The organism is Amycolatopsis sp. NPDC006125, from assembly GCF_040614195.1.
Classification (GTDB): domain Bacteria; phylum Actinomycetota; class Actinomycetes; order Mycobacteriales; family Pseudonocardiaceae; genus Amycolatopsis_E; species Amycolatopsis_E tucumanensis.
Map to the genome: position 1 here is coordinate 1 of NZ_JBEXTZ010000132.1, position 18,224 is coordinate 18,224.

The window sequence follows — 18,224 nt, forward strand, 5'->3', positions numbered from 1 at the left end:
CCCTCGCTGCCCGCGGGCGGCGAGGGCTCCGGCGGGGCGAGCGTGGGCGGCGGCGGTGGTGGTGGCGCGGTCACCGGGTCCGCGGGCGGCGCCTCGGCCCGGACAACGGTGATGCGGCAGGTTCCGGCCAGCAGGCCGTGCACCGGGCCGACGAGCACGTCGAGCACCGGGCCGACCACCGAGATGCCGGTGAGCCGCGCGAGCACGGCGTCGGCGATGACGTCCCCGGCGATCCCGGCCGGGCCTGCCGCGGGCAGCTCGATCGGCGGGGTGGCGCGCCACGCGGTCTCGAACGCGGGCACCAGGACGTTCAGCGGGTCCAGCGGCGCCAGCACGGACACCACCGGGTCGAGCACGGCGAGCGGGCTCAGCGCGAGCTCGTCGCCTTCGGTGACGGTGGCGACGCAGCTGTCCAGCACCCGCGTCTCGGCCCGCGCGGCGGGTGCGGCCAGCAGGCCGAACGCCAGCGCAGCGGCCACGATCGCGGCGCGGGCCCTCATGGCCGGATCACCGAGGAACAGGAGACGGAGGTCCAGTCGTCCAGGGCGTTCGCGCTGTGCACGACCACGCCGTCCACGGAGACGGCGCAGCCGCCCGGACTGGCCGCCATCACCTGGACCACGCCGAGCGCGGGACCGACTTCGAGGTCGAGCTCCAGACGCCACGGCAGGGGCACGTCGCGCAGCGTCTCGGTGCGGTTGACGCCGTCGATGACGTACCGGATCTCCGGCGCGGAACCGGAACCGGTGACCTCGTAGACGACCCGGTGCGCGCTGCGCGGCAGCTCGAAGGACGTGCGGCTGAGCGGCTGGCCGGTGCTCAGCGCCTGCAGCGCGGTGGCCGCGCCGACGGGCACGACGGCGGCGCCGATCAGCCACGGCAGCCACCACGTCCGCCGGGCGATCCGCGTGGCCGTGTCGCTCATCGTGCTCGCTTTCTTGGACGCTTCTCAGGTTCCGTGCGGGCGGATGTGGAAACCTGGGGAGAGCGTCATCCTGGCACGCGGATCGGCGGCCTGACCAGCCTCGCCGATCGGACCGGGAAGCATTTCCGGAAATACGCGTTCACGTCCGGGAAACATTTCCGGGAAGCGCATTTCCGCAGGCCGCGGCCACGCGCCCGGCGCCGGGGACCGGCCGGACGAGGCGACCCGAACCCCGCCCAGCGACAGCGACTCCGGCCGGCGTGAGGCAAATATGTGCCAGGCCCGGCGCGCCGGCGGCGGGCCTCCCCGGGGCGGGCGTGACACATTTATGCCTCACCCGCCGGACGCGATCACTTTCCCGGAAAAATCTCCGGCAGCTCTTGTGATCGGCACTTAACAATGCGGGCACGAGGTGGATACATGAGGGGTCGTAATGTCCGTTGTGCCCGCCAATCGCCGAAAGGAAGACGATGCGCGCACCGCATTTGCCGCGCAGCTCGCCGGGGCCGGATCATGACGACACGTGACGCCCGCAGCCTGTCCCCCGATGCACTGGAAGCCCTCCGCCGCCGGGCGGTCGCCGCTGTCGAAGCGGGTGTGTCCCGGTCGGAGGTGGCGCGCCTGTTCGGGGTGTCCCGCAAGACCGTCGGCGCCTGGGTGCTCGCCTACCGGCGCCAGGGCGAGGACGCGTTCCGCCCCAAGACCCGCGGCCGCCGCCCCGGGGAGCAGCTCGCGCTCTCGCCGGCGCAGCAGGCGTGGACCATCAAGACGATCATCAGCGGGACGCCCGACCAGTACGGTCTGCGGCACCGGCTGTGGAGCCGCCCGGCCGTGGTGGAGCTGGTCAACCGCGAGTTCCGGATCCTGCTGAGCCCGGCGACCGTCGGGCACTACCTGGTGCGGTGGAGCCTGATCGACGAGCCGTACCTGCAGGAGATGATGCGCAGCCGCGTCACCGCGACGGTGCCCAGGCCGCGCGGCGTCCCGGCGGCCGCCGAGGAGTGGATCCCGGAGGCGGAGGTGCTGTGGGTGGCGTGGACGCGGCCGCACGCGCCCGCCGACCGCCGCGCCACATCGCGGCAGAACCTGATGTCCGGGTTCCGCGACTACTTCGGCGACGTGAACGTGCTGATCGCGATGTCCAACCGGGGCGTGGTGCACTTCCGGGCCGGGCTGGGCCCGTTCGACACCCCGCACGCGGAGGACTTCCTGCACCGGCTGATGCACCAGCTGGGGCGCCCGCTGAACGTCGTGGTGTGCCGGTGGCCGCTGCAGCACTACGAAATGCTGCAGGCCTGGCCGCGGCGGCACTCCGGCCGCATCTCGGTGCGCTTCAGCCTCTGACCGGCTCGTCCACAGTGGACAGCAGGAGCAGGCCGAGCGCGGGCAGCGCGATCAGCGGCGCGAGCGCGGTCCGCAGCGAGGTGGCGTCCGCCAGTGCGCCGAGGACCGGGCTCGCGAGCCCGCCGATGCTCACCGTCAAGCCGAGCGTGATGCCGCTCGCGGTGCCCACCCGGCTCGGCAGGTAGTCCTGGCCGAGCGTGACGTGCAGCGAGAACGGCACGTACAGGCCGGCGGACGTGCCCGCGACGAACAGGTAGAGGAGCGGGCCGGGCACGAACACCACCCCGGCCACGGACAGCGTGGTGAGCGCGTAGGACCACCGCACGACGGGGATCCGGCCGAACCGGGCGGCCAGCTGCCCGCCCGCCACCGTGCCGACCGCGCCGCCGACGTAGAGCACGAACAACGCGGCGGTGCCCGCGAGGCTCCCGCCGCCGGTGCGTTGTTGCGCGTAGAGCGAGACGAACGTGCTCAGTCCGATGAAGACGATGGAGCGGCACACGATCGCGCCGGACAGCTTCGCGAAGGAGGCCCAGTCGTTCCGGCCTGCGCCCTCGCGCGTGGGCGCCGCGGTGCCGGAGATCCGGCGGAGCGCCATCGCGCACAGCACCGCGCCGACGGCGGCGGGCAGGGCCAAGAGCGGCGAGAACGCGAGCCCGCCGGTCGCGACGACGGCCGCGACGAGCAGGGGCGCGGTGGCGAAGCCGACGTTGCCGCCGAGCGAGAACCAGCCCATCGCGGTGTGGCTGCCGCGGCTCGCGAGCCGGGCCACGCGGGCGGCTTCGGGGTGGTAAGCGGCGACGCCGATGCCGGAGACCGCGACGGCCGCCACGGTCAGCGCGTACGAGCCGACGCCGGCGAACGCGACGCCGAGTCCGCTGGTGAGCGCGCTGACCGGGAGCAGCCACGGCATGGACCACCGGTCGGCGAGCGCGCCGAACAGCGGTTGCACCACCGAGGACAGCAAGGACGCGGCCAGCACGACGCCGGAGACGGCGGCGTAGGTGTAGGCCCGCTCGGCGACGAAGAACGGCACGAGCGCGGCCACCGCGCCCTGGTAGACGTCGACGCACGCGTGCCCGACCGCGAGCAGGGGGATGGTTCGCACCGGCCCATCGTCGCCGTGGCGGGAGCTGGCGCGCTTCCGTTAATCTGCCAGATGATGTCGGAAACCCGCCACCTGCCGCACGCGCCGACCCGGACCCAGGTCCTGGCGCCGGGCGAACGCATCGACGCGCACCGCCACGACGAGCACCAGGTGGTCTACGCCGGGTCCGGTGTCCTCGCCGTCACCACGGACGCGGGCACCTGGTTCGCGCCCGGCACGAGGGCGATCTGGGTGCCCGCCGGCTGCGTGCACGCCCACGTGGCCCACGGCCGGACCGACCTGCACCTGCTCGGGCTGCCCGCGGCCCCGAACCCGCTCGGCCTCGACGAGCCGGCCGTCCTCGCGGTGAGCCCGCTGCTGCGTGAGCTGATCCTGGCCGCGACCGCTGACGGTCGGAGTTCGCCGGAGCAGCGCCGGTTGCGCGCGGTGCTGGTGGACCAGCTGCGGGCCGCGCCGCGGGAGCCGGTGCAGCTGCCGACGCCGTCGGACCCGCGGCTGGTGGCGGTGTGCGAACTGCTGCACGCCGACTGCGCCGACCCGCGCACGCTGGCGCAGCTGGGCGCCGCGACCGGGGCGAGCGAACGCACCCTCAGCCGCCTGTTCGCCGCCGAGCTGGGCATGTCCTTCACGGCGTGGCGGACGCAGTTGCGGCTCTACCACGCGCTACGGCTGCTGGCCGAGGACGTCCCGGTGACGACGGTGGCGCACCGCTGCGGCTGGTCCTCGGCGAGCGCGTTCATCGACGTGTTCCGCCGCGCGTACGGCCACACGCCCGGGACGCACCACCGCCGCGGCGGCTAGTCCAGGCAGAACTCGTTGCCCTCGATGTCCAGCATGGGGATGCAGGACTCGTTGAACCCGTCGGCCTCCAGGACCTGCACGCAGGTCGCCCCGAGCTTTTCCAGTCGTTCGCGCTCGGCCTGGAGCGCGGCGAGCCGCTCGGCGCCGACGAGTCCGGTGCCGACCCGGACGTCGAGGTGCACCCGGTTCTTGACGACCTTGCCTTCCGGCACCCGCTGGAAGAACAGCCGCGGCCCGGCGCCCGTCGGGTCGACGCAGGCGAACGCCGCTCCGCGCCGCTCCGGCGGCAGCGAGCTGTCGTAGTCCGCCCACGAGTCGAACCCCGGCGGCGGCGGTGGCACGACGTACCCGAGCACCTCGCACCAGAACCGGGCGACGCGCTCGGGATCGGCGCAGTCGAACGTGATCTGAACCTGCCTGACCGAACCCATCCGACCACCATAGCCAGCCGCTACCTGGCCCGCGGCACCGGCTTCTTCCGGCGCTGCAGCGCGGAAATCGCGGCGTCCACCGCCAGGAACACCAGCAGGCTCGCCCCGAACACCGGGAGCACCCACGTGATCGCGACGATCCCGAGGAACCCGGCCGCCGCCATCGGCAGCGACAGCTGCTTCCAGGCCGCCGTCGGCAGCGCCTTCCACTTGCCCTTGTACGGGCTGCGCACCCACCACATCCGGTAGCCGAGTCCGATGAGGACCAGCAGGCCGGTCACCAGCACCGCCAGCACGATCTGGTTGGCCAGCCCGAACAGCGTCCCGGTGTGGAACTCCGCCGCGACCGACGTCAGCTTCGCCAGGAACGAGTAGTCGTCCCAGCCGATGTGCTCGGTCACCTCGCCGGTGAACGGGTCGACGCTGATGTTGTCGCGCTGCAGGGGGATCCCGGCCGCGCGCTCCATCACCGTGTACACCGCACCCGCCCGCGCCGGGGCCGTCACCAGCAGCTCCCCGTGCAGCCCCTGGGCCTGCGCGATCTCCAGCACCCGGTCGACGCCGATCGGTTCGACGCCATCCGGCACGGCCACCGGCGCGGCCACCAGCGTGGGCGCGCGCAGGCGCATCGGGTCGTGGTCCTGGCTGCCGCGGCCGCCGGTGAACTGCGAGATGAGCAGTCCGCTGACCGCGATCACCACCAGGCCAGCCGACAGCCACAACCCGAGCGGACCGTGCACCCCGCGCAACCGCAGCCATCCGCCCTTCGTCTTGCGGGGCGGAACGAACAGGTCGCGGGTGCGCGTGCGCCGCCGCGACTGCGCGAGCCACAGCACCAGTCCACCGAGGACGATCACCGGCAGCCAGCTCGCGCACAGTTCCGCATACCACCGCCCCGGCTCGCCGAGGTGCAGGTTGCTGTGCAGGTCCCGCAACCACGTGTTGGCAGGCATCCGGTTGCCTGCCGTGGTCAGCTCCCCGTTGATGTAGCCGGTGTACGGGTCGACGAACACGGTGCGCGCCTGCCCGTCCTCGCCGCCGGCCAGACCGGGCACCGACAGCACCACGCGGGTGGTGCGATCCGGCTCCGGCGACGTGATCACCTGCCGCAGCACGGCTTCCGGGTGCGCGGTCATCGCCGCGCGAACCTGTTCCGACACCGGTTTCGGCGTCGCGCCGACCTCGTTGACGTACAGCTGCGAGTGGTACAGGTTGTCGTGGATCTGCGGGCTGAACACGTACACCAGCCCGGTCAGGCTCAGCACCACGAGGAACGGCGAGACGACGATGCCCGCCATGAAGTGGACCCGGCGGGCGATCACCCGCAGGCCGTTCATCCCGCGTGCCGGCTGCTTCTTCCGCTTTCCCGGTGTGCGGGTCTCGGTCGTCGTGCTCATCGCACCTCGATGACGCCGTAGATGACTTCCTGCTGCCCGTCCGGCGCCCGCGCGGTCAGGGCCAGCTCCCACGGCCCGGCGGACGGCACGGTCACCGAACCGGCCAGGTGACCGGCCGCGGCGGGCGCGAAGGACACCGGGACCGGCGCGCCGGACGGTGGGGCCAGCTCGGCCGTGATCGTCGTGCCCGGTTTCGCGTCGAGGACCGTGACGTGCACCTGGTTGTCCCCCACCCGCGCCGGGACGACCGCGAGGTCGAGCGCGCCGGTGGACAACGCGAGCCGCACCAGCGGGGCCTGCGGAGCGGGCGCGGGACCGGTGGGCACCACGGACAACGCTGTGCTGACCCCGACGAGCGCAACCGCGAGCCCGGTCTGCGCCAGCGACAACCGTCCGGCCAGTGCGAGCAGGCCCAGCGCCAGCACGAGCACCGCGAACCCGGCCCACAGCCAGCCGGCGAGGCTTCCGAGGTGCTGCCACACCTCCGCGCCCGCCGTCACCGCGAGCAGCCCGGCGCACACCACGACCAGCGCCTTCGGCCGGTCGGCGACCTCACGGAACCGGCGCAGCACCACCAGAATCCCGGCGAGCACGGCCAGCGCGGTGAGGTGCACGACGCCCGCCACGACCGAACCGGGCCCGGTGAAGCTCCACGTCGCCACGACCGCGGCGGTGCAGGCGAGCACGGTGCCGCCGCGCAGCCGCCGCTCCCGCGCCGACTCCGCCGGGGCCATGGTCAGGAACTGCGCGATCCCGATTCCGGCCACCGCGACGACGAGCAGCCGCGCGAGGTACACGTGACCGGTCGCGGACTCCAGCACCCCGGACACGAGGCCGCCGTCGAGGATGTCGGTCAGCGGCAGTTTCGCGGCGTACGGGCCGAAGGTCAGCAGCGACAGCACGGTCCCGCCGAGCAGCCCGCCCCACGCCCAGGCCGCCAGCCGACGGACCACAGTGGACTCCGCGCCCGCCGGCCACCCCACGGCGACGAACAACACCACCCCGGCGAGCAACGCGAGCGCGGCGAACGCGAGGAACTGTGCGACCGCGTGCGCGACCGTCACCACCACCCCGGGCCGGGCGTCCAGCGCGGGCGGGGCCTGCACCGGGCTGCGTGAGGCGAGGTCGAAGGTGAACGTCCCGGTCGCCGCGTCCGTCCCCTTCACCGGCACGCTCCAGGCGATCGTGTAGGTGCCCGCGTACTTCTGCTTCGGCACCGGCACGGAGAGCGTGTTGTCCCGGCCGTCGGCGTGCACCGGGCGGCCGGGGTCGACGGGGCGCTTGTACGGGTCGGTCATCCGGATCGTCGACAGCCCGGCGGGCACCGGCCGGTCGAAGGTCAGGACGATGTCGTCGGGCCGGGTGACCTGGCCGTTGCCGGGCGCCGACGACACCAGCACGGGCGCCTCCGGCGACACCGGCGAGGCCAGCGTCAGCAGCGAGGTCCAGCAGGCCGCGACGAGCAGCAGGAACGGGAGCAGCCGTGCCGCGCGGCGGTTCCGCGGGACGGCGGGCGGTCTGGCCAGCGTCGTCATCCGTTGCTCACCTTCTCCGGCTCGGGCTTCGGCTCGGGTTCCGGCGCGCGGCGGTGCAGCAGGTGGGTGCGGAGCCCGACCAGCGCCACCACCAGGAACGCGAGCCCGAGCACGCCCCACAGGAAGGCGAACGGGGTGATGCCGCCGCTGTTCGCCTGCTCTTCGGCCTGCTGCTCGGCAGCCGCGGCCACCTGATCGGCCCGGTTCGCTTCGATCACCGCGGGCGGCGGCGCGCCCTGTGCGGCGTTGGGACTGACGACGATCACCGGTGCATTGCCGGCCGCGGCGGAGAACCGGTCGGTGGCGCCGCTGGTGTAGCCCTGAACGGTTTCGAGCACCAGGTCGCCCCGCTCGGGCAGCGGGCCGAGGGTGACGAGGAACTGTTCGAACTGGCCGGGGCCGACCGCGCCGCCCTCCAGCACGATCGAGCCGACGACCTGGCTGATCGGGCGGTCACCGGACTGCTGCGGCGGGTCGAGCGGGCGCGGGTTGATCCTGGCGGTCCAGCCGCGGGCCGGCTTGACCTCGGCGAAGGCGATCGGGGGACTCTGCGGGAACACGATTTCGAGCCGGTTGCTCTGGGTGTCGGTGCGCTGGTTGGCGAGGCGGAAGGCGAAGGTCTCGGTGCTGCCGCCCTTGACGGAACCGGGCACGATCGACACCTGCGCGGCGGCCGGGGCGGCCAGGCCGAGCAGCGCGCACGAGGCGAGGAACAGCGCGGACAGGGCACGCGCGAAGGACCTGGGGGATGCGGGCATGGCGGTCTCCTGAACGGCCGTGGTCCGGAGCGGGCTGGCCGCTCCGGACCACGGTTTCCCTCACGGGGTGGATGGGTCGATCAGGTTGAGCTGCTGCGGAACCAGCTCAGCCGATCGGGTTCAGCTGCTCGGGGGTCAGCTTCTCCCGCCAGCCGGCGGGCACCTGCTGCGACCAGCCGTTGTAGACCAGCGGGATGGGCAGCACGCCCTGACCACCCATGCCGGGCTGTCCGGTCAGCGTGCCGTCCGACTTGGTGTCCGCGGTCGGCGCCAGCACCAGCTGACCGACGATCGCGGCGTCGGTGATGTTCCCGTCCATGTTCGGGTCGATGTCGATGACCTGAGCGGCGTTCGAGAACTTGTTCGACACGTAGGCGTAGTACCCGCCACCCTTCTTGGCACCGAAGTTGATGCCGTGGCAGCCCGCGTTGCAGGGCAGCTCCTTGACCACCTTGTCGGTCTTCGGATCGACGACCGAGACGGTGGCGCTGAAGGTGTTCGCGGCCAGCAGGGCCTTGTCATCCGGGCTCACTGGGAGCTGGATGGTCAGACCACCCCACGGCTTGGTGCCGTTCCGGCCGGTGACCGGGTTGTAGTTGTCCCACAGGTCGATGCTCGCGTTGTGGACCTTCTTGCCTTCCTTGACGCAGGCGTCCTCCGCGAGCGAGACGCACGAGATGCTCCCGCCGAGGAAGTCGGCCATGTAGAACTTCGACTGGTCGGACATCATGCTGGAGGCGATCGGCAGTTCGCCGGTCGGCTCCTTCCGCCAGGTGCCGGTCTCGTTGTCGATCACGGTCGCGTCGTACGGGTTCACGTTCGGCGTGATCGTGGTCTTACCGTCCGAGCTGAGCCAGAAGGCGTGCGGGTGCTGCGGGAAGTCACCCGGCGGACCCACCGGGATGCGGCGGTCGATCTTCTCCGCGCCCGGGGACAGCTCGACGACGTCCGTGCCGCCGTTGATGGCGACCTGAACCTGGTCGGTGTCGGTGCGGGTCATGACGTGGGACGGGTCCGGTCCGACTTCGATCGTGCGCACGTGCTCACCGGTCGCCCGGTCGAACACCGACAGCTCGTCGTCGAACCACTCGGTCTGGTACAGGTACTTGTAGTTCTTGTCCGTCCACATGTTGTGCGGGTTGTTCATGTTGATGCTCGAACCGGAGATCTTGCGGTCGACCGTCCAGTTCTCCACGTTGACCTTCGTGGCGGCACCGACGTAGTCCTTGCCCGCGTACTCCTCCATCTGGGTGTCGATCCAGACCTCACCCACGCCAGGGGTCTGCGGCGGGGTCAGTTTGTCCAGGGTCTTGGGGTACCCGAACTTCTGGTCGTAGTAGGCGTCCAGGATCGGCACCAGCACCGGGTTGCCCTGGGCGTCGTACTGCAGGATCGGCGCCGGCGGGAAGACCGGGTTCCACTGCGACGACTCGGTGGTGCTGAACGTCTGCCAGTTGTCCGGCACCGTCGCGGTGAAGAAGATGCGCACCAGCTGCTGGATGACGTCCGCGTTGGACGGAACCGTCAGGTCACGCGAGTTGACCTTCAGCTTCTTGCCGAAGTCCAGGCCGATGGTGAGCGGGTCGTCGACCACGGTCGCACCCAGCATGTACGGGTGGATCGTGCAGGTCCACGCGTACAGACCGGGCTCGGTCAGCTGGGTGGAGTCCGAACCGGCGAACGCGCCCATCTGCTCGAAGAACGGGGCGCCCTCGGGCCAGATGAGCGACGTGATGTCGTGCAGGGACTGGTTCTTCGGGCTGCCGATGGTGAAGTTGGCCGTGATGGCCGGGCCCTTCACCGCGAACGTCGCCAGGTCGTCCAGCGCCTTCTGCAGGTCCAGTCCGACCGGGAGGCTGTCCAGGCTGATGGGCTGGTCGGCAGGCAGGCTCGCGACCTCGGCCTGGAACTGGCTGAGCAGGCCTTCGGCCTTCGCCGCCGACGTCGCCGCCCGCGGTTCGGTGGCCGCGATGTTCCGCACCGCCGACAGCGTGCTGTCCAGGTTCAGCAGGTCGGTCAGGCCGCCGAGCTGCCCGAGGGACGGCATCGCCTTGGCCGGGTCACCGGAGGCCAGGCCGGTCAGCGAGTCGACCAGGTCCAGGTTCAGCAGCCCACTGGACTGGGCCGTGTCGAGCTGGCCAAGCGGCAGGTTCGGCAGGCCGAGCGCGCCTTCCGGCAGGCTCGGGATGATGCTGCCGTCCAGCGCGGACGTGCCGAGGCGCGGCAGCTCCGCCACGGCCAGCGACTTGCCGCCGAACAGCTGCAGGCCCGAGTCGAACCAGTTGCCGTTGCTGTCGTTCAACGTGAAGGTGATCGGCACGGGACCGACACCCACTGGCAGCGCGGCGGCCGGCACGGCGGCCACCGTCGTCGCGCCCAGCGCGACTGCTGCCAACGGGATCACCGTTTTGAGACGGCGGGACCGCCTCTTCCCGGCTCCCGGGGGAGCGTTTTCGGGCATGTGCTTCCTTTCTCTCCACAACCGTCCGAACCCGTTCGGACGGAAAACCGGAATGCGCGGCGTTCAGGTGTTCAGCGGGCCGGTGCGCGCACTGAATACTTCCCCGCGCATTCGCCGCACCCAGGTGCGCACCAATTGCGCGCTCACCAGGGTGAGGGCGAGAGTCGCGAGCAGAACCGGCTGAGACAATTCGTCCCGGGTCACCGGCAATGCTTCCGCGGTGCCCGTCGGCCGCTGTGTGCTCACCACGTCGGCTTTTCCGGCGGCCACGGCCTGCGGTGGCGTGCCGGGAGCGCCGAAGTTGAGCGCGGGACCGAACGGCAGGGGGTCGGCGAACCCGAAGCGCGCGGTGGCGACGGCACCGCTGCTCTCCTGGGCGGCCAGGCGACCACCGGACGGCGTCGCGGCGCTGTTCCCGCTCGGCGCGGAGGACGGCGTCGTGGTGGGCGCCGCCGCGGGTGGCTGCTGCTCGCCCGAGCCCGGCGCTTCCGGCTGGGCAGGCGGCACGAGGATTTCGCAGGTCGAGCCGACCACTGAGCCCACCGTGTCGGTGAGCGGCTGCAGGATCGGCCCGAGGAGCGGGAGCTCGTCGGCGATGTCCACGCCGGGGAGCAGGAGGTCGCCGTCCGGCGCCGGCGCCGTGCAGTCGGCGGCCGCGACCGGTTCCTCGGCACCCGCTTCGGCGGCGCCGACGGTCATGCCGCCGAGGCAGCCCACCGTCAGCACACCGGCCGCGAGATGACGTCGGAATCGCATTCTTGGCCTTCTCTCAGGAATTTCGCCGTCCGTTGTGGAAACCTTGATTCCGGGATCATCGTGGCATGCCCGGCCGATCCTGACCAGAAGCCCGAAAACGCCCGCGAGCGACCTTTTCGCGAATGTTTCCGGATCCACGACGCGGCGCTGAACAGCCGCTTTCCCACGCCGCGCGGAACACTTTTGCCCTGGCCGTCACCCGGTCGAGCGGCCGAATCCGCGGAAATCACCTCGGAGATTTTTCGCGCACCGGACATGTTCACCGTTCCGAAACAAGCGATCGCGGGCATGCCGGAGCCCCCGCGGCGCGAAGTGCACCACGGGGGCTCGGGTTCGAGTGGTTCAGCCGATGGTCAGCCCGGCGATCACGTTCCGGTCCGCCGAGCACCACCCTTCCAGCAGTTCCCCTTGTGCCGCAGGCCATTCCCTGACGACCGCGGTGACTTCACGTGCGAGCTGCATGCGCAGCCGGTTGCGGAAGTCGACGAGCTGCGTCACGTCGAACGGCAGCCGCCCGGCGCGGAAGAACACCAGCCCGCGGTTCGTCACCGCCACCAGCGCGTGCAGCCCGCGCGGCGCGGTCCAGCGCACCGCCAGGCCGTCGCCCACGTGCTCCCGCGGCCCGGTCAGGCCCCAGCGGGTCAGGTAGCGGTCCGCCGTCGCCGGGCTGATCCGGATGCCGAACTCGCGCTCGACCAGCTCGGTCACCGCCCGGCGCGTCCACAGCAGGTGCGGCAGGCCGGCCGCGTCGGGCAGGCCGGCGGCGACCACCGCGACGATCCGGTCCTGCTGCTCGCCGGACAGGGCAAGGCACTCACCCACCCGGCGGCCCCGGCGCTGCGGCGGGAACGCCTGCTCGCCGGAGGCCTGGTAGGCCCGGACCCAGACGCCCACGGTCTTGCGGCTGACCCCGAGCATCGTCGCGACCCGGCCCTGCGACAGGCCCGCCGTCACGGCCGCCACCGCGCGGCGGCGCAGCCGTTCCAGTTCCGGTGCGGACAACCTCCGCGCGTCCGTGGTCATCAGCGCGCTCCCAGCGGGATCCGCACGACCGCCTGGTCCACTTCGGACGTTCGCACGGTGACCGCCAGCTCCCACATTCCGGGCATGCTGACCGGCACGTTCACCGCGATGGCGTGGTCGCCGCCGATGAACTGCAGCGCGACCGGCAGCGGGCCGACCGATTTCGACGGCAGGCTCAGCGACGCGGTCAGCTCGGCCACCTGCTTCGGCCGCCGCTGCGCGTCCAGCACCGCGAGGTGGACTTCGTTGCGCCCCACCGCTCCCGGGGTCACCAGCGCCGCCAGCTGCCCGGCCCCGGCCGGTCCGCCGCCCGCGTCGAACGGCAGGACGACGTTCACCGGGCCGGTCCGCGCCGGGACCTCGGCCTCCGCCCGCTCCCTGGCCAGCTCGGCGGTGGCCGGCTCGGCGCTCACCAGGAACGCCGTCACCCCGAGCACCACGGCGGCCAGCACGGCCTCGGTCGCGACCATCCGCCGGAACCGGCTGACCTCGCGCTCCGCCGGGCCGCGGTAGGCCTTGCGCTTCTTGGACACGACCGGCGCGTGGGTGTAGTGCCTGCGGACCCACTGGCGAGCCAGCGCGCCCAGCAGCACGAGCACCACCACGAGCCCGAGCTTCGCCAGCAGCACCGCGCCGTAGCTGGTGGCGAACAGCGCCGCCAGGCTGCCGACCTCGCGCCACGCCTGGTAGGTGCCGGTCACCACCAGCACGGCGACGCAGACCAGCGCGGTGCGGGAGAACCGCGGGATCGCGATCCGCATGCCGAACACGTCACCCGAGCGCAGCAGCACACCGAGCAGGACGGGCAGGCCGCCGAGCCACACGGCCATCGCCACCAGGTGGATCGCGTCGACCGGCAGCGACAACGCGACCTGCGTGCCGGTGACGCTGTGGTTGGTCAGGCTCCAGGTGATCGCGAGGGCGGCCCCGGCCGTCAGCACCAGCGCGGCCCGCCGCCGGTGGTCGCGGGCCTGGTACTCGGCGAACGACGTCCGCCGGAACACGTGGACGAGCACGGCGGCGATCAGTCCCAGCAACGCGACGCGCACGACCAGCAGCAGCCCCATCCGGCTGCCCACTGTCGCGCCGAGAACCTTCGGATCGAGCAGATCGGCGGCCGTCCCGGCGGCCGAGTACGGCCCGTAGGAGACGAAGGCAAGCACCGTCGCGCCCAGCAGCGTGCCCCACCCGGTCCACAACATCCGCCGCACCGCGGGCATCGCCTCACCGCCCGGCCAGCACGCGGCGACGAAGAACGCGGTGCCCAGCAGCAGGGCCACCCCCGCGTAGCCGAGCCACCGCGCCACCGCGTACAGCGCCGACACCACGCCGTCCGCGGTCTGCTCGCCCGCGTTCGCCGCCACGCCGCCGGTGACCGAGCCGACACTGAACGCGAAAGCGCCCGGCACCGGGTGGGCGTCGGCGGACACCACGCGGTAGCTGACCGTGTAGGTGCCCTCGGTAAGACCGGCCGGCAGTGTCACGGCGACGACGTCCGGTTGCCCAGGTGGGTGCGCCGGGGCGGACACCCCCGCGACGGCGGCGCCACCCGGCCCGAGCACCGTCACCTCGGCCAGCTCGACCGGCTCGTTGAACCGCAGCGTGACCTCCCGCGGCGCGGTCTCCAGCACCTCGAAACCGCCCGGGGTCGTGCCGATCAGCACCGCGTGCGCGGACGCCTGACCCGCCCCGCCGAGCGCGGCGGCCACGAGTGCGCCGAGTACGACGACCAGGCGCGCCGCCCACCTTGGCGTGCTCCCGTCCCTGCTCATGGCGCGGCCCTACACCCGGATCGTTTCGCGCTCGTCGGCGGGGGCCGGCGTCTTGCGGCGGACGGCGGCCCAGCCGAGCGCGACCAGTCCGGCGGCGAGGCCCGCCCCGCCGAGCACGCGCGCGGTGGTGTCCGAAGTGGACGCCGGAGCGGGCGGTGGCGCGACGGACAACGTCGGTGCCGGGTGCTCCGGCTCCGCCTGCCCCGCCTGCGGCACGTCGATCCACCGCACTACCTGCCCGTCGGAGTAGGTCTGCAGGGTCTTCAGGACCAGCGTTCCCGCGGGCGGCGAGGCGATGCTGACCGGGAAGTCCTGGTAGGTGCCGACGGGGATCCGCCCGCCCTCCCAGACGATCGCGGTGACCGCTTCGCTGATGGTGCCGTGCTCGGTGGCGACCGGTTGCGGGAGTTCCGTCGTGGTGACGGACACGCTCCAGCCCGGCACGGTCTGCGGGGTGACCGAGGCCAGCGGCTTGTCCTCGGGGAAGCGGACCTCGAGGCGGACGGTGGTGGCGTCGTCGCGTTCGTTGGGCACGCGGAAGGAGACGGTGGCGCGCTCGCCGGGTTCGGCGGTGTCCGGCGAGACCGAGACGTGCGCCCACGCGGCCGGTGGCAGCAACAACATCGCCGCGATTCCGGCAAGGGTGGCCATGACAGTGCGACGCAAATGCGGTGCGCGCAATGCGGATCCTTTCGGTTGTCACCGCGACGGCGGAAGTCGCGGCGTTGCCCAATACTGCCGGTGCTCGTGTCGCGGAGGTGGCACCACTGTTAACGACATGTCACAAACCGTTCCCGAGAAGCGGCCGATGCTACCGGTAAGGCAAATTCCGGCCACTTCGCTCGCCGCGTTTACCCAGGTCACAGCCAGTGCTGAGCGGAACCTCTTTTTCCGCGCACGATTGCCGCGAGTCGGCTGAGGCAATATCATCCCAACTCGCCGGCCACTCCTCCCTCGACGAAATCTTCCGCACAGCAGGCCCCGCGCGAACCGGGGTCGGAACTAACATTTCCGAAATACCCGGCTGTTAGCGTTCTGCGGGCAACACGCCGCCGGCGAGGAGAGGTGGGAGCAGCGTCATGCCCAAGATCACTTATGTTCAGCAGGACGGCTCGGCCGAGTCGTTCGACGTGCCGGCAGGCATGTCCGTCATGGAGGCCGCGATCGAAGCCGGGGTCGGCGGGATCGTCGCCGAGTGCGGCGGGAACGCGATCTGCGCGACCTGCCACGTCTACGTCGACCCCGGCCAGGTCGAGAAACTGCCGCTGCCGCAGGCGGACGAGGACGCGATGCTGGACAACACCGCGTGCCCGCGCGCCGAGAACAGTAGGCTGTCCTGCCAGATCGAGATCACCGAGGAACTCGACAGCCTGACCGTGACCGTGCCGGAGGAACAGTGACCGACGTCGTGATCGTGGGCGCGGGGCAGGCGGGTTTCCAGGTCGCCGCCTCGCTCCGCGAGCAGGGGCACCCGGGCCGGGTGGTGCTCGTCGGGGACGAGCCGGGCGTGCCGTACCAGCGGCCGCCGTTGTCCAAGGCCTACCTCTCGGGTGCCCTGCCCGGCGAGCGGCTCGCGCTGCGGCCGCAGGCGTTCTACGACAAGCACGGCATCGAGCTGGTGTGCGGCCGGGCGGTCGGGATCGACCGGGACCGCCGCCGCGTCGCGCTCGCCGACGAGCGCGAACTGGAGTACGGGCACCTCGTGCTCGCCACCGGGACCCGAAACCGGGAACTGCCGGTGCCGGGTGCGAAACTCGACGGCGTGCTGGGCCTGCGCACCCGCGAGGACGCCGACGCGCTGCGCGAGCGGATCGGCGGGGCGCGGAACGTGGTGGTGATCGGGGGCGGGTTCATCGGGCTGGAGTTCGCCGCGGCGGCGGCCAAGCTCGGGTTGTCCGTCACCGTGCTGGAGGCGTCGGACCGGCTGATGCGCCGGGCCGTGTCGCCCGTGGTGTCGGCGCACTACCGGGAGCTGCACGAGCGGCAGGGCACGCGGGTGCTGTCGGACGCGTCGGTGGTTGCCCTGCACGGCGGCCACGAGGTGACCGGGGTCGAGCTGGCGGACGGCTCGGTGCTGGCCGCCGAACTGGTGGTGGTGGGCATCGGCGTGGTGCCCAACGCAGAGCTGGCGGCCGACGCCGGACTGTCCGTGGACAACGGCATCGTGGTCGACGAACACCTGTCCACATCGGACCCGCGGATCTCCGCGGTCGGCGACTGCGCGGTCTACCCGAGCCGGCACGCCGGCGCCCCGCTGCGGCTGGAGTCGGTGCAGAACGCCGTGGACCACGCCCGCTGCCTGGCGGCGCGGCTGACCGGCGCCGCGGAGCCGTACGCGTCGGTGCCGTGGTTCTGGAGCAACCAGTTCGACGCGCGGCTGCAGATAGCGGGGATCAGCGCGGGCCACGACGAGGCGGTCGTGCACGGCGACCCGTCCGCGGGTTCGTTCTCGGTGTTCTGCTTCCGCGCGGGGCAGCTCGTGTGCGTCGAGTCGGTGAACCGGACACCCGACCACATGGCGGCGCGCAAACTGTTCACCGCGGGCGGTTCGCTGGACCGCGAACTGCTGACGCCGGGCTTCGACTTCCGGCAGCACGTGGCCGCCCTGACCTGAGGCCCGTCACCCGAACGGCCCCGCGCCCCGGTCGCCGGCGTATACGCTGTCGGCGTGGTGAACCGGGTTGTCGTCATCGGTGGCGGAATCATCGGGCTCGCGACCGCGTGGGAGCTGACCCGGCGCGGGTCGGCGGTGACCGTGCTCGAGAAGGAAGACCGGTGGGCCGCGCACCAGACCGGCCACAACTCCAACGTCGTGCACGCCGGGCTGTACTACAAGCCGGGATCGGCGAAGGCGCGGATGTCCGTCGCGGGCAACCGGTCCATTGTGGACTTCGCCAGGGAGCACGGGGTGCCCGTCGAGGTGTGCGGCAAGCTCGTCGTCGCGACCAGCGAGGCCGAACTGCCCGCGCTGGGCGTGCTCGCGCAGCGGGCCGAGGCGAACGGCGTCCCGGCGAAGCTGATCAGCGCCGCGGAGGCCCGCGAGTACGAGCCCGAGGTGTCGTGCGTGCGGGCGCTGCGGGTCGAGTCCACGGGCATCATCGACTTCCCCCGCGTCTGCACCGCGCTGGTCCGGCTGCTCACCGACCACGGCGCCGACCTGCGGCTGAGCACCGCGGCGCGTGGCATCCGGCCCCGCCGGGCCGGCGGCGTGGAGATCGCCACCGGCGACGAGGTGCTGCGCGCCGACGCGCTGGTCAACTGCGCCGGCCTGCAGTCCGACCGGATCGCCGAGCTCGCCGGGCTGCGGCCGAGCGCGCGGATCGTCCCGTTCCGCGGCGAGTACTACGAACTCCGGCCGGAGCGGCGGCACCTGGTGCGCGGCCTCATCTACCCGGTGCCCGACCCCGCGCTGCCGTTCCTCGGCGTGCACCTGACCCGGATGCTCGACGGCAGCGTCCACGCCGGGCCGAACGCGGTGCTGGCGCTGCGGCGGGAAGGCTACCGCTGGCGGGACGTGTCGCCCGCGGACCTCGTGGACGTCGCCCGCTTCCCCGGCTCGTGGCGGCTCGCGCGGAAGTGGGCCTACCCGACCGGGCTGGAGGAGGTGCGGCGGTCGCTGTCGAAGCGCCGGTTCGCGGCCAGCCTGGCGCGGCTGGTGCCGGCGGTCGGCCCGGACGACATCGTGCGCCACGGCTCCGGTGTGCGGGCGCAGGCGCTGCGCCCGGACGGCTCGCTGGTGGACGACTTCCTCATCGAGACCGCGCCGCACCAGGTGCACGTGCTGAACGCCCCCTCCCCCGCGGCGACGAGCGCGCTGGAGATCGCCAAGCACGTGGCCGACCAGGTCGGCTGACGCCGGCCTGCCAGGATGATCAGGTGACCGACAGACCCGTCGCCGCGGCCGTGCCGCGGC

16 protein-coding genes and 1 pseudogene are annotated in these 18,224 nt (G+C 72.3%); 5 read left to right on the forward strand and 12 right to left on the reverse strand.

Features of this window, described 5'->3' with window-relative positions; all coding sequences use genetic code 11:
* Both ABZ193_RS39120 and ABZ193_RS39125 read right to left on the reverse strand, forming a co-directional pair.
* A pseudogene (locus ABZ193_RS39120) lies at positions 1–500 on the reverse strand (hypothetical protein); the annotation flags it as partial.
* Positions 497–925 (reverse strand): MmpS family transport accessory protein, encoded by a 429-nt coding sequence (locus ABZ193_RS39125; RefSeq protein WP_237337521.1) that lies wholly within the window; start codon positions 923–925, stop codon positions 497–499. The pseudogene ABZ193_RS39120 and the gene ABZ193_RS39125, both read right to left, overlap by 4 nt.
* A 513-nt stretch (positions 926–1,438) precedes the next feature.
* On the opposite strand from ABZ193_RS39125, the gene ABZ193_RS39130 reads away from it, so the two are divergent.
* The gene (locus ABZ193_RS39130; RefSeq protein WP_354713730.1) at positions 1,439–2,269 is read left to right on the forward strand and encodes a helix-turn-helix domain-containing protein; all 831 of its coding nucleotides are present in this window, start codon (positions 1,439–1,441) and stop codon (positions 2,267–2,269) included.
* On the opposite strand, the gene ABZ193_RS39135 is transcribed toward ABZ193_RS39130, so the two are convergent.
* Entirely contained in the window at positions 2,259–3,377 is a 1,119-nt protein-coding gene (locus ABZ193_RS39135; RefSeq protein WP_020416440.1) for an MFS transporter, read from the reverse strand. The two genes, ABZ193_RS39130 and ABZ193_RS39135, sit on opposite strands and share 11 nt — an antisense overlap.
* A 54-nt stretch (positions 3,378–3,431) precedes the next feature.
* On the opposite strand from ABZ193_RS39135, the gene ABZ193_RS39140 reads away from it, so the two are divergent.
* Complete coding sequence (locus ABZ193_RS39140) at positions 3,432–4,178, forward strand: helix-turn-helix transcriptional regulator (protein WP_027935616.1); 747 nt, start codon at positions 3,432–3,434, stop codon at positions 4,176–4,178.
* On the opposite strand, the gene ABZ193_RS39145 is transcribed toward ABZ193_RS39140, so the two are convergent.
* From ABZ193_RS39145 to ABZ193_RS39185, 9 genes are all read right to left on the reverse strand, one after another.
* Entirely contained in the window at positions 4,175–4,609 is a 435-nt protein-coding gene (locus ABZ193_RS39145) for a VOC family protein (protein WP_020416438.1), read from the reverse strand. The two genes, ABZ193_RS39140 and ABZ193_RS39145, sit on opposite strands and share 4 nt — an antisense overlap.
* Before the next feature lie 20 nt (positions 4,610–4,629).
* Positions 4,630–6,006 (reverse strand): PepSY domain-containing protein, encoded by a 1,377-nt coding sequence (locus ABZ193_RS39150; protein WP_354713732.1) that lies wholly within the window; start codon positions 6,004–6,006, stop codon positions 4,630–4,632.
* The gene (locus tag ABZ193_RS39155; RefSeq protein ID WP_354713734.1) at positions 6,003–7,541 is read right to left on the reverse strand and encodes a copper resistance protein CopC; all 1,539 of its coding nucleotides are present in this window, start codon (positions 7,539–7,541) and stop codon (positions 6,003–6,005) included. The genes ABZ193_RS39150 and ABZ193_RS39155 overlap by 4 nt, the downstream gene beginning before the upstream one ends.
* Positions 7,538–8,299, reverse strand: a complete 762-nt coding sequence (locus tag ABZ193_RS39160) for a DUF1775 domain-containing protein (RefSeq protein WP_020416436.1) — start codon at positions 8,297–8,299, stop codon at positions 7,538–7,540. Before ABZ193_RS39160 ends, ABZ193_RS39155 begins: the two co-directional genes overlap by 4 nt.
* Before the next feature lie 106 nt (positions 8,300–8,405).
* Positions 8,406–10,703: a multicopper oxidase gene (locus tag ABZ193_RS39165; RefSeq protein ID WP_020416435.1), complete on the reverse strand. Its 2,298-nt coding sequence runs from the start codon at positions 10,701–10,703 to the stop codon at positions 8,406–8,408.
* A gap of 120 nt (positions 10,704–10,823) precedes the next feature.
* Positions 10,824–11,654, reverse strand: coding sequence for a hypothetical protein (locus ABZ193_RS39170; RefSeq protein WP_235716052.1), 831 nt, complete (start codon positions 11,652–11,654; stop codon positions 10,824–10,826).
* A 204-nt stretch (positions 11,655–11,858) separates the two neighbouring features.
* Positions 11,859–12,539 carry a helix-turn-helix domain-containing protein gene (locus ABZ193_RS39175; protein ID WP_020416433.1) on the reverse strand — a complete coding sequence of 227 codons (681 nt, stop codon included), beginning with the start codon at positions 12,537–12,539 and terminating at the stop codon, positions 11,859–11,861.
* Positions 12,539–14,311 (reverse strand): CopD family protein, encoded by a 1,773-nt coding sequence (locus ABZ193_RS39180; protein WP_354713737.1) that lies wholly within the window; start codon positions 14,309–14,311, stop codon positions 12,539–12,541. The genes ABZ193_RS39175 and ABZ193_RS39180 overlap by 1 nt, the downstream gene beginning before the upstream one ends.
* 9 nt (positions 14,312–14,320) lie before the next feature.
* Positions 14,321–14,935, reverse strand: a complete 615-nt coding sequence (locus tag ABZ193_RS39185; RefSeq protein ID WP_354713739.1) for a YcnI family protein — start codon at positions 14,933–14,935, stop codon at positions 14,321–14,323.
* Positions 14,936–15,390: 455 nt separating this feature from the next.
* Between ABZ193_RS39185 and ABZ193_RS39190 the strand changes: the two genes are divergently transcribed.
* The 3 genes from ABZ193_RS39190 to lhgO are packed head-to-tail and all read left to right on the forward strand — an operon-like array spanning position 15,391 to position 18,164.
* Entirely contained in the window at positions 15,391–15,711 is a 321-nt protein-coding gene (locus ABZ193_RS39190; protein WP_020416430.1) for a 2Fe-2S iron-sulfur cluster-binding protein, read from the forward strand.
* Positions 15,708–16,925 carry an FAD-dependent oxidoreductase gene (locus tag ABZ193_RS39195; protein WP_354713741.1) on the forward strand — a complete coding sequence of 406 codons (1,218 nt, stop codon included), beginning with the start codon at positions 15,708–15,710 and terminating at the stop codon, positions 16,923–16,925. Before ABZ193_RS39190 ends, ABZ193_RS39195 begins: the two co-directional genes overlap by 4 nt.
* A 57-nt stretch (positions 16,926–16,982) precedes the next feature.
* The gene (lhgO, locus tag ABZ193_RS39200; RefSeq protein ID WP_354713744.1) at positions 16,983–18,164 is read left to right on the forward strand and encodes an L-2-hydroxyglutarate oxidase; all 1,182 of its coding nucleotides are present in this window, start codon (positions 16,983–16,985) and stop codon (positions 18,162–18,164) included.
* Positions 18,165–18,224 lie beyond the last annotated feature (60 nt).

What these genes read in the sequence shown, in the direction of transcription:
- ABZ193_RS39125 (WP_237337521.1), bottom strand. Translation starts at nt 925, where the DNA reads ATGAGCGACACGGCCACGCGGATCGCCCGGCGGACGTGGTGGCTGCCG.
- ABZ193_RS39130 (WP_354713730.1), top strand. Translation starts at nt 1,439, where the DNA reads ATGACGACACGTGACGCCCGCAGCCTGTCCCCCGATGCACTGGAAGCC.
- ABZ193_RS39140 (WP_027935616.1), top strand. Translation starts at nt 3,432, where the DNA reads ATGTCGGAAACCCGCCACCTGCCGCACGCGCCGACCCGGACCCAGGTC.
- ABZ193_RS39145 (WP_020416438.1), bottom strand. Translation starts at nt 4,609, where the DNA reads ATGGGTTCGGTCAGGCAGGTTCAGATCACGTTCGACTGCGCCGATCCC.
- ABZ193_RS39150 (WP_354713732.1), bottom strand. Translation starts at nt 6,006, where the DNA reads ATGAGCACGACGACCGAGACCCGCACACCGGGAAAGCGGAAGAAGCAG.
- ABZ193_RS39155 (WP_354713734.1), bottom strand. Translation starts at nt 7,541, where the DNA reads ATGACGACGCTGGCCAGACCGCCCGCCGTCCCGCGGAACCGCCGCGCG.
- ABZ193_RS39160 (WP_020416436.1), bottom strand. Translation starts at nt 8,299, where the DNA reads ATGCCCGCATCCCCCAGGTCCTTCGCGCGTGCCCTGTCCGCGCTGTTC.
- ABZ193_RS39175 (WP_020416433.1), bottom strand. Translation starts at nt 12,539, where the DNA reads ATGACCACGGACGCGCGGAGGTTGTCCGCACCGGAACTGGAACGGCTG.
- ABZ193_RS39180 (WP_354713737.1), bottom strand. Translation starts at nt 14,311, where the DNA reads ATGAGCAGGGACGGGAGCACGCCAAGGTGGGCGGCGCGCCTGGTCGTC.
- ABZ193_RS39185 (WP_354713739.1), bottom strand. Translation starts at nt 14,935, where the DNA reads ATGTTGTTGCTGCCACCGGCCGCGTGGGCGCACGTCTCGGTCTCGCCG.
- ABZ193_RS39190 (WP_020416430.1), top strand. Translation starts at nt 15,391, where the DNA reads ATGCCCAAGATCACTTATGTTCAGCAGGACGGCTCGGCCGAGTCGTTC.